The sequence below is a fragment of the Vibrio sp. SCSIO 43140 genome, assembly GCF_023716585.1.
Taxonomy (GTDB): domain Bacteria; phylum Pseudomonadota; class Gammaproteobacteria; order Enterobacterales; family Vibrionaceae; genus Vibrio; species Vibrio maritimus_B.
Genome location: NZ_CP071851.1, coordinates 325,963 through 338,059 on the forward strand (window position 1 = coordinate 325,963; position 12,097 = coordinate 338,059).

Here is a 12,097-nt window from a genome sequence, read left to right on the forward strand (position 1 = left end):
CTCGGGAGGGCTGAGTCTCCCAACACAAAAATCTTAAGGATCGTTGGCTACACATGTAGGGCAACGAAAGTGATCTTATATTCACACCGCTGATAACAACATTAGACTAAAGGGGTAAAGCGAACGTCATAGATGAAATCTGATTTTGCACTTTTATTAAGCAACTGCATTTGAATTTGCGAGCATCTTTGCTACCACGCATTTCAATGTTCCGTAGTCGTAGCGTTGTTCGAAGTATTCATAGAGAGGCTTAAGGGCACCGTCTTCAATAGTGTTTAACGCGATGACTTGCTGGTTAATACTCTCGATTTCTTCGCTGGATAAAGCGACGACATTTGAAAGTTCACAAACATTGAGTTCAATAGCAGTCGCTAAGTGGGTTTGGACCGTGTTTGTTTTTAGCCCGCGAGCATTAGCGATATCTTGAACGGTAAGGCCTTGGTTCAATAGTGATAGCGATTCTAACTCAGTCTCTGAGAGAGCTTTCTCTGCCAATGATTTCGGTTCAATGACTGCAATGAATGCTTCACCATATTTTTCAATCTTTGCTTCACCCAATCCCGGTATGGTTGCCAGTTGGTCCAAGTGGGTAGGACGCTCGGTGGCGAGTGCTTCTAGCGTGACGTCTTGACAGATTACGTAAGCTGGAACCGATTGTTGTTTGGCAAGCTCAGATCGAACTTCACGAAGTCGCTCGAATTGAGGCATATCCGAGGTCAATAGTGAGCCCTTGTTTCTCTTTTTAGCGCCTTTAGTTGTTGACTGCTTCGAAACACGAATCTTTCTTAGTTCAATTGGGTGCTGCCCTTTAAGATAAGGCCGGCAAGTCTCGGTAAGTTGCAGGCTGCCATGTTCGCCGTGCGCTTCAAGCAAGTTCATCGCCAGCAATTGCCTGAATACACCTTGCCACTCTTTCGCGGATAACTCAGTGCCAATACCAAATGTCGATAGGGTATGGTGTTGGTTTTGCGTGATGCGAGCGTCAGTTTTACCTAGCAGTATGTTCACCAAATAACTCACGCCAAATCGTTGTCCCGTTCGATAGACAGTGGATAGGGCTTTTTGTGTTGCTTGTAAGCCATCCCAAGTTTCTGGAGGGTTGAGACAGTTGTCGCAATTGCCGCAAGGCTCTGCAAGCGTCTCTCCAAAATAAGCGAGTAGAGATTGGCGTCTGCAGGTGGCGAGGTCGCAGTAGCCTAAGAGGAGGTTGAGTTTCTGAAGTGATACACGCTTATATTGTTCGGCGGCATCTGAGTTTTGAACCATTTGTCTTTGCAGCACCATGTCTTGCATACCAAAGGTCATCCATGCGTTGGCTGGCATTCCATCACGCCCTGCACGGCCCGTTTCTTGATAATACGCCTCAATGCTTTTAGGTAAACTGAGATGCGCGACAAATCGAACGTCAGGTTTATCTATACCCATACCAAACGCGATAGTGGCAACTACAATGATGCCATCCTCGCTCAAAAAGCGGCGCTGGTGGCTAGCTCTTTGCTCACTTGATAGGCCAGCATGGTAGGGTAGCGCGACTTTACCCATATCAGTAAGCCATTGAGCGGTTTCTTCGACCTTTTTACGAGATAGACAATAGACAATCCCTGCATCATCGGGATGGTGAGTGCTAATAAAGCTCCAAAGCTCTTTTTTTGCGTTACCTGAATCGGACACATGATACTGAATATTTGGTCTGTCGAAGCTATGAACATAAACGTCAGCTTGTTCAAGTGCTAGCTGCGCGATGATCTCTTCTCGAGTCTTAAGATCAGCTGTTGCCGTCAGCGTAATTCTTGGTACGGATGGAAATCGTTGCTTAAGAACGCTGAGCTTTTGATACTCCGGGCGAAAATCATGACCCCATTGGCTCACACAGTGCGCTTCATCAATCGCAAAAAGAGATAAATTGGACTGCTCGAGTAAGCGCAGCGTTCTCTCCAATAAAAGACGCTCTGGAGCCAAATACAAGATTTGTACTTCACCGGTGAGTACCTGTTGCTCGACCACTTGCTGATCATAAGAGCTGAGTGTTGAATTTAAGTACGCGGCGTTTACGCCAACTTGATGCAGGGCTTCAACTTGATCTTGCATTAAAGCAATAAGCGGAGACACCACCACACCAACACCCTGACGAAGGATTGCTGGGATCTGGTAACAAATTGACTTACCACCACCTGTTGGCATCAAGGTTAATACATCTTTGCCAGCCATAAGAGAATCGATGATGTCGGATTGCTGGTGTCGAAAATCATCATAGCCAAATAAGGACTTGAGCAGTTCGTTAGGGGTCATAAGTAAATTGGAGTCGGTATCAGGTCGAGAATGAACCATGAGTCTGTCAGGAGGTGCTTTGCTTTTCAAGAGGGTGGTTGAGGTTTGTGCTTGTACTCGCAGTGGAAACGCTTATCTGTGCAAACGGAGTTGTACGACTTGCGAGAGAGGGGTTAGAACAAAAGGGGAAGTCGGGCTTAGCTTGGCATATAAGCCCGACTTATACGGAGCTTTGGATAATTTTGCATTTTCCATCGCCTTTGTTACCAAAGTAAAACGAGGTAACAATTTTTTAGACACAAGGCAGTGAAAAAGTTCCACTGCCTTGCTCTAAACCTGCGCACATCAACTAGAAAAGAGTTGATGTGCAAGAGAACTGGGCTTATAGGCCTTTGATGTTCTCAACTTCAAGTTCGTTGAAGTAACGAACCGTTTTAACTTTAAGCTCTTGTTGAGCTGCATCGTCAGCAACAATGATTGCTTTAGGGTGCATTTGCAGCGCTGTTACTGTCCACATATGGTTTACGCAGCCTTCTACTGCCATTTGCAGAGCTTGAGCTTTGTTGTGACCCATAGTAAGGATCATCACTTCTTCAGCGTCTAGAAGAGTTGCAACACCAATAGTCAGGGCATACTTAGGCACTTGGTTGATGTCGTTGTCGAAGAAGCGAGAGTTTGCAATGCGAGTCTCAGTCGTCAGCGTTTTGATACGGGTACGAGAGTTTAGAGATGAACCAGGCTCGTTGAATGCGATGTGACCGTCGATACCGATACCGCCCATGAACAGGTTGATTTTGCCGTATGAACGGATTTTTTCTTCGTAAGCTGCACAATGAGCATCGATATCATCTGCTAAACCATCAAGAAGGTTGATGTTCTCTTCTTGCACATCAACGTGGTTGAAGAAGTTATCGTACATGAAAGAGCGGTATGATTCTGGGTGCTCAGGGTCAATACCAACGTACTCGTCCATGTTGAACGTAACAACGTGCTTAAAGCTAACTTCACCAGCCTTGTGCATTTCAATCAGCGCTTTGTACGTTGATAGAGGTGTTCCACCAGTAGGCAGACCCAAAACAAATGGTTTTTCCGCTGTTGGTTGGAAAGCATTGATACGCTCAACGATATGGCGTGCAGCCCACTTACCTACTTGTTCTGCGTTCTGTAATGGAATAAGTCTCATGTTGATCCCCTAATAAAAGAATTTAGTTTGTTCTGAAACATTAATTCGCATTATAAAAAAAGTTTTTCGACACGGCTATTACTTTTCTGTGAATTTTGCGATTTTTCTTGATCACGATCGCCTTTTAGTGGATTTGCTGCGGAAATGTAAACGAAATAGACTTCTTTAATCGTCAAAATTTTGAAGGTGAATAAAGTGACTTTGTTGATAGAAGCTAGAGAGGATAAGGGCAGGAGAGGTGCTGCCCTTGTAGTATGACTTAGATTGCTTGCCCATTCGCTGTGACTGCGACATCAACATTGCCGCGAAGCGCATTTGAGTATGGGCATACTTGGTGAGCAACACGGACGAGTTCAACTGCTGCGCTGTCTTCTAGATCAAGAGTCACATCCAGTGCTACATCCAATACGAACCCACCTTCTTGATTGGGCTTCAGAGCTACCGTCGCTTTTGTAGGAGCCTGTTTCACGGCAATTTTTTGTTGTTGAGCAACGTGCAAGATCGCATTAGAAAAACATGCCGAATATCCAGCGGCGAATAATTGCTCTGGGTTAGTTGCAGCGCCAGTCCCGCCCAGCTCTTTTGGATAAGAGAGAGCAAGATCAAGTAGACCATCGTCGGTAGAAACCTGACCGTTACGACCCGCAAGAGCGGTGGCAGAAGTAGTATAGAGTGCTGACATGATGTATTCCTTTCTCAAATTTTTAATTGTGTAAAATTAGGTTGCACGCAAACTATATTGTCAAAATGAACGGATTGCAAGTATATTGTGCACAACTTAATTGAAAAGATGACTGGTTATGGATCTAGAAAGCCCTGAAGCACTCGATTTGGACAAGCAAGTCTGTTTTGCTCTTTACAGTGCGAGTAATGCGCTGACACGTGCCTACCGCCCAATTCTGGAACGAGTTGATCTTACTTACCTACAATATATGACGATGCTCGTGCTTTGGAAAAAAGCACCGATGAACGTTAAAGACATTGGCGCAGAGTTGAAGTTAGACTCTGGTACGCTAACCCCTTTGCTAAAACGTTTGGAGCAAAAAGGGTTGGTGGAAAGAAAACGTAGCGAAACCGACGAACGCGCTCGAATGATCTTTGTTACCGAAGAGGGCAACGCGGTTCGTGAAAAAGCGATGTCGATTCCTGGAGCTATAGCATGTAAGGCGAAACTATCAGAGGAAGAAGCCACAATGCTAAAGCGCATTTGTGAGCGCTTGACCAATAATTTAATGGATTAAAAAATGGATATCGAAGGACTTACACGGGTTGGGTTTAAGCATCTGCTAGCACTTCACGTGATGTTGGATACATGCAATGTAACTAAAGCAGCCGAACAGTTATCTGTGACTCCCTCAAGCGTGAGTAAAACTATTACTCAGCTTCGTGAAATTCTAGATGATGAGCTATTTTTCCGCGATGGTACGTCATTAACCCCGACACCTTATGCCGTAGAGATAGCGCCGCTTATCCATTCGATGCTGGCCAGCATGAATGGATTACTTAACCAAGCTCGCTTTGAGCCTAGTGCGTTTGAGGGGCGTTTTAGTTTATCAATGCGCGAAAGTACGTTCGAACTATTCGCACACTCGCTCGCGAAACTCTCTACCAATTACATCCCGAAAGCCAAGCTCAACATTATGACCAAGGCAAAGTTTGGCTTTGGTGCCCTGCACAGTGGTCAGGTCGATTTCATCATATTGCCGCATGATGTTAGCCAGCCACCAACCAATACCAAGGAGTTGGTTTGGGAAGTTGTACTGCAGGATGAGCTCGTGTGTCTAATGTCTCCGGAACACCCTTTGGCTGATGTAGAACTGACCGTCGAGCATTACCTTAATAGTCAACATATCGGTATTGCGGAATCTGAGCTGAGTCGCCCTTATTTTGAGCAGACACTAAGACAACAACATGGCACACGAGAAGTGAAAATAGTCGTGCCTGATTTTGGTGCCGCGGCGGTAATGTGCCATCAGTCAGAATTGCTTTTTACTTGCTCTAAGCATTGGGCAGATGTTGCTCGTCAAGCGAAAGGACTGACCGTTAAAACGTTACCTTTTGAGTATGGTAAAGTCGCGTATAGCGTTGTTTGGAACCGAGCAAGTATTAATGACCCTGCGGTTCAATGGCTCTGTACATACCTTCGTGAGCTTGAGGTTTCTCCATAGTGGTTGCATATGGGACTAAGTTCTTGTAGCCTGAAATTTCATCACAAAGGATTTTCAATGCACGTTTCACACTCCTACCTCTGGCTCTCTCTTATTATGCCTCTAGCTCGGTAGGATTATCTGCGCCTGGCTACGAGTTGATTGTAGCCACCTCATACATTCATTCTCGTCGCCACCATTAAAAGGGAACAAGAATGAATCAAGCGACATCAGTAGAACCAAAATCCAACAGACAGAAGCAAGTGCAAGGGCTTATCTATGCTCTGATCGGAACGGCGCTTTTTTCGATTAAACCTATTTTCGTCAAGGTTGCTTATCAATATGGTGGTGATGCAACGGCGATCATGTCGCTTCGTGCATTAAGCTCCCTCCCATTTTATGCCCTGATTCTTCTTATGTTGTGCAAAAAGCCGGAACGTCGAACTCAGGTTACGCAGTTTGGTTGGCAAGCGGCTTTGGTAGGAGTGATGGGGTACTATGTGGCGAGCTATCTTGATATTGCGGCGCTTGATTACATAAGCGCTCAGCTAGAGCGTCTATTGATTTTTCTTTTCCCAAGCATTGTTGTGATATTAAGCTGGATGTTTCTAGGGCAGAAGCCAACTGGGAATGTGCTGCGCGCCGTCGGTCTTGGCTATTTGGGTATCGCGGCAATACTGTTTCATGATGTTCAATCTCTAGGTGAGGAAATTTGGAAAGGAAGTGCCTTGGCGTTGGGCTCAGCGTTTGTCTTTGCGGTCTACTTGATGCTGAGCAAAAGTATTATCAGCAAGATGGGTAGTGACCTGTTCACGAGTATTGGAATGGGAAGCGCTGGCATTGCGATTATTACCCACTTGTCCCTATCTTCGGCTGAGATGAGTCAATGGTCTTTTGAGCTTATTGTACTGGGCGTATTGCTAGGCGTTTTTTGTACTGTTCTTCCTTCTTATTTTGTCGCAGCTGCAATGGCGAGGTTGTCGCCAACAGAATTGAGTATTACGTCAAATATCGGACCTGGTGTGACCGCAGTCATGGCAGTAGCCATACTCTCAGAAGCCTTTACTTTGTACCATTTCATTGGGCTGTGTCTGGTGACTTTTTCTGTGTACAGTATGAAAAAATCGTCATGATACCCGCCGAAGATGCCGCTTTGCTGCGGCATCATTCAACGTATTGCCTAGCGCCAAGCACTACCAAATTGGATGTAGGTCGTCCATTCTTCCGGACCTTTCGCAACATCAACACCGACGCGAAGCCCTAACTGCCTTGCGATAAGATAACGGAAACCGCCGCCCCGAGTGTAATGTACCTGACTTTTGGCAATGCTCTCGTCATGATTAAAGGCGGTGCCCGCACCAACAAAGCCAAGTACTGTCCATCGGTCATCAATGTCGTAGCTGAGTTCGACTTCGCCAAGGGCGGTATTCTCGGCACGATAACGCATCGCCGCGATGCCTCTCATTTCAATAAAAGGTGTCGCGTAGACAGATGCCCTTGGATCGACGTTCTCAGAGATAGACTTGAAATCAGCACGCAAACCTAGCCCCCACTTATCGGATAAGCGAGAGTAGTTCTGCATGTAGGCGTTATACTTCTGGTAGTTAAACTGACCACCAAATGCTTTGTTGTGATAGTCCACTTTTATACCTGCTTTCGTGCCTTCGCGCGGTGAGAACTGGTTGTTGCGACTGTCGTACATAAAACGCCAACCCAGTTTTCCATCTTTCGGCGCCCAATCTGCGTGACTAAAGCCATCAAGTGTTGGTTTTGATGACATATAGCTGTATGAACCACCAACAAAAAAGTTGGAATCACCGAGTCTTACGTCTAATTCTTGAAAGAAGTATAAGCCCTCTAAACTCAGGTCCATTGGCGCTGATTCTGCCACAGGATAGAACTTGAGATTGAATTTGGCACCGAATAGGCCGCCGAGATAGCGAATGCGATCATTCATCCAGTTTCCTGAATGGAAGCCACCGTATAAATGACTGCCGTTATTGGTGCCTAACGCCATTAAACCAGATGTACTTGCAGGAATATCTTTAACTTCCTCCCCAGCTAATCGCTTCTGCTTGCGCTCTTCAGATTCGTGGAAAAATAACAATGCCGCGCCGCCACCAACACCAACAGCTGGGTCAGTAACCGTCAATGGAACAGGGAGAAAACCAACGGCGTTGTCGAGAATGAACTGACTACCGTCGAGCCGCCCATCTTGTGGATCGATGAAATTATCCATCATGCCTGCATGAGAAAAGGAGCCGCCGACTAAAGCACTGGTTATTAGAGATAGCCGTACCGATCTATTATTTAAGTTCATAGTTTAATGCGTCGCTTAAGGTGTGTTTATAGGTGCTCCATGCAATTTGTCCAATTATATCGGCATTTTAGCGACGTTAATGTCATTTTTCGAGCGGCTAACTGTACTTGTTTTGAAAGTAGCGGCTTAATCCAATTGTCTATCGAATAGGTTCTATTTGATTATTAGGTTTTTTGCTCTAGTGGGGGCGAGAGTTTTTTGACAGCCGTGCTCAATTAAAACGCAATTTCTATGATGAATAGTGGTTAGTTTTATACACTAGAGAAGGGCTAACGTTTTGTTCGATAAATTTGCGAACAAAACAGTATTTTATTGGGATTAAATGCGGTAATGTCCGCACACTCTATTATGGTTGTGTGTTAGCTATGGTTCGCAGATTTCAAGATTTGTCAGAAACGTCGAAAGGTGTCGTTGCTTCTATAATTGCCTCCTGTTTATTTGGTCTATTGCCGTTGTATGTTCAATTTCAACCCGATGTCGGAACCTTCCGTTCAGGCGGCGGTGCGGGCAATTGGATTGCGGCACAGCGAATCATCTGGAGCGTTTTGATTGTGATCGTGTTCTTAACGGTGAGTGGGCGCATTCAGCGCTTGTGGTCAGAGTTGAGAAAAACGCGCCGCTGGCATCGATATCTGTTTTCTGCGTTGCTTGTCGGTCCCCAATATTGGATTTTCGTATGGGCGCCGTTGTATGGCGAGACGCTGTCTGTTGCTCTGGGTTATTTTACGCTTCCCTTAGTACTGGTGGTGGTGGGCAAATTTGTTTACGGTGACAAGCTGTCTCCACTTCAACTCATCGCGTGTTTAGTTGCTGCCATTGGGGTTATCTACGCTTATGTGATGGCAGAGGGGCTGTCTTGGATTGTTTTGCTGATTGCTCTGGGCTATCCAATCTATTTCATTCACCGCAAGACTCTTAATGTGCCGAGTGATGTGGGTTTCGCTTTGGACAACACGTTTTTATTGCCAATCGCGTTTGGTGCTCTGTTTTATCTGCTTCCTCTAGAACAAATTCAGCAAATAGAGCTAACCAGTTGGGTATATTATCTCGGATTAGCTATCGCAGGCTCTGTACCTATGCTGCTGTTCCTCTATGCTTCTCAAGCGCTACCTATGTCAATCTTTGGGTTGCTTGGTTATGTTGAACCAGTATTGGTGTTTGGAGTTGGGTTACTGCTTGGTGAGCGAGTTGACGCCGCGGACATGCCTACCTATATATTGGTCATGATCGCTCTGCTAATCTTGGCTTTAGATGGCGTAAAAAGAGCAAAATCACACGGTGCCGTATGAAGCTAATCGTCAATCATCATTCTAATAATAGGAGTCATGCAATGTTAGAAGCGGTATGGTCGGAATATCAAAACGGGTTGCGTCGTTTCTTGCGTAGCAAGATCGCAAACGAAGCCGATGTTGATGATGTGCTTCAAGAGGTGTTGATTAAAACCTATAAGAACATAGACAAGCTCGAGAGTCCCGAGAGCGTCAAGTCTTGGCTGTTCCAAATCGCAAACCGAAGTGTGATAGACCATTACCGCAAAGATAACGCGACGGAGGATGTCGATTTAGACACATTTTGGACGGAGGAAGAGGAGGAACAAGTGAGTCGTGAGCTCGCTGAATGTCTGCTCCCAATGATGGAATCGCTTCCAGAGAGCACCACTGCCTTAATTAAGTCGATTGATATAGACGGTCGCTCTCAGAAAGAGGTGGCTGCAGAGCTTGGTATAAGCTATTCAACACTTAAATCAAGAGTCCAAAAAAGTCGCCATGAGTTGCGTGTCGTCTACGAGAAGTGTTGTCAGTTCTCGTTCGATACACAGGGCAACGTGATGAACTATCACCCCAAGTCGAAGAAGTGCAATAACTGTTAGTCCGCCACCTGTGTGATATCACCAACAGCCAGTTCGACTTCATTTGACCTGGTCAATCAGATGACAGAATCAAACCTTCCAAGCGGTACCTCGAGTGTATTTTCTCCTGCTCGGATAGGGCTACCAACCATTTCGTCGTAAGCACTATCCTGTCTCAATACAGTTTCCGTCGCGGTTAAATTTTGACACAACCTTCTCATATCGACGACGTTGTGCGTACGAAGCAGAGACCCGTTATCATGAGTGACGTAGTGTTCTTCTCCGTCCAGTATTACCGACGCTTGGTACAGCGACATTTCTAACGAATGAATGACTAGTTTGTCGAATCTCGCGAACTGTTCAAGCGTGCTGAGTTTTGTGTTCATGTCGCATCTCCTCCAATGTGTAACCGAGTTGTACGGCGACAAAAGGAAAACAACTTAAATTGTGAGGGAATGGTTCTCGGTTAGGATGAAGCTTAAGGTGTTATTTACAATGTAAAATATAGGCAGCACAGTAGTTAGGCTGCCTAATTGTGGATGGTCAGGGAGGAGGTGTTACATTGCCGAAGTAAATATGGCTTCGATCTCCGATTGCGAAGCCTGTCTCGGGTTTGTCATACAACACACATCTTCCAACGCGCTTTTGGCGAGCGTTTCAATATCCTCGCTTTTCACACCCAACTCGGATAACGTAGCTGGAATGCCTATCTCTGACGACAGTTCTTGCATCGCGTCAATCGCAGACATTGCTGCCTCCTCGATGCTTAATCCCGATACATCCTTACCCATTGCCTTCGCAATATCGACAAACTTTGTTGGATGAGTCGATGCGTTGAATCGCTGTACATGCGGTAGTAGTACGGCATTACACACGCCATGAGGTAAGTGATAGATAGCACCTAGTTGGTGCGCCATCGCGTGGACATAGCCAAGCAGAGCGTTGTTAAATGCCATCCCTGCCATAAACTGCGCGTAAGCCATTTGCTCTCGAGCTTCGACATCTTCACCGTCGCTAACACACTTAGGAAGGTATCTAGTAATCATCTCGATGGCTTTAAGTGCAACGGTATCCGTAATTGGGTTGGCTGCCACGGAGACGTAAGCCTCGATAGCGTGTGTCAACGCATCCATGCCTGTTGCAGCAGTAAGTGAGCTTGGCATAGCCAGCATTAAGTTGGGGTCGTTAACGGATATTAATGGCGTAACTTTTTGGTCGACAATCGCCATTTTTAGTTGTCTTGCTTCGTCGGTAATCACACTGAACATCGTCATTTCGGATGCGGTGCCAGCGGTAGTATTGATCGCTACCAATGGAAAAGGGGGTTGGGTTGCTTTATTTATGCCTTCGTAGTCGGTGATCTTTCCACCGTTTGTAGCGACAAGTGCAATCCCTTTTGCGCAATCGTGAGGTGATCCACCACCAACAGATAGGATCAAATCACAGCTTTCGTCGGATAGTACTTGAAGCCCTTCTTCGACATTTTGAATAGTAGGGTTGGGTTGAGTTCCATCATAGACAGCGAATGAGATCTGACGATCTTCTAGTTTTTTTGTAATCTGAGCGACAAGGCCGATTTGATTTAGTACCGCATCAGTGACCACTAAAGCCTTAGTGAATCTTTGTTGTTGCACAACGTCTAGCGCCTTGTCTAAACACTCTCTTCCAAGAAAGTTTGTAGAAGGAAGAATAATAGTACTGCTCATTTGAATGCTCCTTGCTATTCGCCATGATGAATATAATGGCGGTAAGCTAACATGCAAAAATTGTGATAAGCATGACTTAAATCAATAGGATGAAAGGCGTATAAGTACAGAGCAATTTAAGTTAAATTATTTAAAAACAACATGTTAATATTTGTAGGACAAGCCTAGCATTGAATAATTGGGTGATTGCTAGGCTGAACTATAGAAGAGTCTGGTAGGTTGAGTTGGCTGAGTTTACGTTAGAAAGCGTGCATTTCACCCATTGTGAGCTTTGAAAGCTCAGAGTTCACTCGCAAGGATTCGTTGATGATGATTCTTGGGTCATCAATGTCGATGCCTTGCTCGAGAGAATGTTTTGTTTGCGATGACAAGGTATTCAACATCTCAATTGAAGCTGAAATATCGTCAATGGAGCCTTTCAATGAGCTAAGCGATTGCAAACTAAACAGTTGTTCCGTGAGCTTGCTGACCGCGAGCTCTAGGTCATAAGCTTCTTCGCTTAATCGAATGTTGGGTTTGTAGACCTCTAGTTGCCTTATCGTAGAAATTAACGTTTCTTGAAGGGTAAGTTGGTCCATGCTGCCTCCTTGCGCATCGGTTCTGAGCGTATGATGGGACAGCATA

At 45.4% G+C, this 12,097-nt stretch carries 12 protein-coding genes; 5 read left to right on the top strand and 7 right to left on the bottom strand.

Annotated elements, in window-relative coordinates; translation table 11 throughout:
- Window positions 1-156: 156 nt before the first annotated feature.
- The 3 genes from recQ to ohr form a co-directional block, all read right to left on the bottom strand.
- Entirely contained in the window at window positions 157-2,328 is a 2,172-nt protein-coding gene (recQ, locus tag J4N45_RS19970) for a DNA helicase RecQ (protein WP_252016368.1), read from the bottom strand.
- A gap of 322 nt (window positions 2,329-2,650) precedes the next feature.
- Window positions 2,651-3,451 carry a glucosamine-6-phosphate deaminase gene (gene nagB, locus J4N45_RS19975; RefSeq protein WP_042470706.1) on the bottom strand — a complete coding sequence of 267 codons (801 nt, stop codon included), beginning with the start codon at window positions 3,449-3,451 and terminating at the stop codon, window positions 2,651-2,653.
- 259 nt (window positions 3,452-3,710) lie between these two features.
- A complete protein-coding gene (gene ohr, locus J4N45_RS19980; RefSeq protein ID WP_234497344.1) occupies window positions 3,711-4,133 on the bottom strand; it encodes an organic hydroperoxide reductase Ohr in 423 nt (140 codons plus the stop codon).
- 118 nt (window positions 4,134-4,251) lie between these two features.
- Between ohr and ohrR the strand changes: the two genes are divergently transcribed.
- From ohrR to J4N45_RS19995, 3 genes are all read left to right on the top strand, one after another.
- Window positions 4,252-4,692 (top strand): transcriptional regulator OhrR, encoded by a 441-nt coding sequence (ohrR, locus tag J4N45_RS19985; RefSeq protein WP_252016370.1) that lies wholly within the window; start codon window positions 4,252-4,254, stop codon window positions 4,690-4,692.
- Window positions 4,693-4,695: 3 nt separating this feature from the next.
- Window positions 4,696-5,619: a LysR family transcriptional regulator gene (locus J4N45_RS19990; RefSeq protein ID WP_252016372.1), complete on the top strand. Its 924-nt coding sequence runs from the start codon at window positions 4,696-4,698 to the stop codon at window positions 5,617-5,619.
- Window positions 5,620-5,813: 194 nt separating this feature from the next.
- Window positions 5,814-6,731, top strand: a complete 918-nt coding sequence (locus tag J4N45_RS19995; RefSeq protein WP_252016374.1) for a DMT family transporter — start codon at window positions 5,814-5,816, stop codon at window positions 6,729-6,731.
- A 47-nt stretch (window positions 6,732-6,778) separates the two neighbouring features.
- On the opposite strand, the gene J4N45_RS20000 is transcribed toward J4N45_RS19995, so the two are convergent.
- A complete protein-coding gene (locus J4N45_RS20000; RefSeq protein ID WP_252016377.1) occupies window positions 6,779-7,918 on the bottom strand; it encodes a BamA/TamA family outer membrane protein in 1,140 nt (379 codons plus the stop codon).
- A 365-nt stretch (window positions 7,919-8,283) separates the two neighbouring features.
- On the opposite strand from J4N45_RS20000, the gene rarD reads away from it, so the two are divergent.
- Together rarD and sigZ are read left to right on the top strand one after the other, a co-directional pair.
- The gene (gene rarD, locus J4N45_RS20005; protein ID WP_252016380.1) at window positions 8,284-9,207 is read left to right on the top strand and encodes an EamA family transporter RarD; all 924 of its coding nucleotides are present in this window, start codon (window positions 8,284-8,286) and stop codon (window positions 9,205-9,207) included.
- A gap of 41 nt (window positions 9,208-9,248) precedes the next feature.
- Window positions 9,249-9,788, top strand: coding sequence for an RNA polymerase sigma factor SigZ (gene sigZ, locus J4N45_RS20010; RefSeq protein WP_252016382.1), 540 nt, complete (start codon window positions 9,249-9,251; stop codon window positions 9,786-9,788).
- A 56-nt stretch (window positions 9,789-9,844) separates the two neighbouring features.
- On the opposite strand, the gene J4N45_RS20015 is transcribed toward sigZ, so the two are convergent.
- The 3 genes from J4N45_RS20015 to J4N45_RS20025 form a co-directional block, all read right to left on the bottom strand.
- Complete coding sequence (locus J4N45_RS20015; RefSeq protein ID WP_252016383.1) at window positions 9,845-10,153, bottom strand: DUF6482 family protein; 309 nt, start codon at window positions 10,151-10,153, stop codon at window positions 9,845-9,847.
- A gap of 171 nt (window positions 10,154-10,324) precedes the next feature.
- The gene (locus J4N45_RS20020) at window positions 10,325-11,473 is read right to left on the bottom strand and encodes an iron-containing alcohol dehydrogenase (RefSeq protein ID WP_252016385.1); all 1,149 of its coding nucleotides are present in this window, start codon (window positions 11,471-11,473) and stop codon (window positions 10,325-10,327) included.
- 239 nt (window positions 11,474-11,712) lie between these two features.
- The gene (locus J4N45_RS20025; RefSeq protein ID WP_252016387.1) at window positions 11,713-12,051 is read right to left on the bottom strand and encodes a hypothetical protein; all 339 of its coding nucleotides are present in this window, start codon (window positions 12,049-12,051) and stop codon (window positions 11,713-11,715) included.
- Between the last annotated feature and the right edge of the window lie 46 nt (window positions 12,052-12,097).

Excerpts from the sequence above, each read along its gene's own strand:
- recQ (WP_252016368.1), bottom strand. The coding sequence starts at position 2,328 with ATGGTTCATTCTCGACCTGATACCGACTCCAATTTACTTATGACCCCT.
- nagB (WP_042470706.1), bottom strand. The coding sequence starts at position 3,451 with ATGAGACTTATTCCATTACAGAACGCAGAACAAGTAGGTAAGTGGGCT.
- ohr (WP_234497344.1), bottom strand. The coding sequence starts at position 4,133 with ATGTCAGCACTCTATACTACTTCTGCCACCGCTCTTGCGGGTCGTAAC.
- ohrR (WP_252016370.1), top strand. The coding sequence starts at position 4,252 with ATGGATCTAGAAAGCCCTGAAGCACTCGATTTGGACAAGCAAGTCTGT.
- J4N45_RS19990 (WP_252016372.1), top strand. The coding sequence starts at position 4,696 with ATGGATATCGAAGGACTTACACGGGTTGGGTTTAAGCATCTGCTAGCA.
- J4N45_RS19995 (WP_252016374.1), top strand. The coding sequence starts at position 5,814 with ATGAATCAAGCGACATCAGTAGAACCAAAATCCAACAGACAGAAGCAA.
- J4N45_RS20000 (WP_252016377.1), bottom strand. The coding sequence starts at position 7,918 with ATGAACTTAAATAATAGATCGGTACGGCTATCTCTAATAACCAGTGCT.
- rarD (WP_252016380.1), top strand. The coding sequence starts at position 8,284 with ATGGTTCGCAGATTTCAAGATTTGTCAGAAACGTCGAAAGGTGTCGTT.
- sigZ (WP_252016382.1), top strand. The coding sequence starts at position 9,249 with ATGTTAGAAGCGGTATGGTCGGAATATCAAAACGGGTTGCGTCGTTTC.
- J4N45_RS20015 (WP_252016383.1), bottom strand. The coding sequence starts at position 10,153 with ATGAACACAAAACTCAGCACGCTTGAACAGTTCGCGAGATTCGACAAA.
- J4N45_RS20020 (WP_252016385.1), bottom strand. The coding sequence starts at position 11,473 with ATGAGCAGTACTATTATTCTTCCTTCTACAAACTTTCTTGGAAGAGAG.
- J4N45_RS20025 (WP_252016387.1), bottom strand. The coding sequence starts at position 12,051 with ATGGACCAACTTACCCTTCAAGAAACGTTAATTTCTACGATAAGGCAA.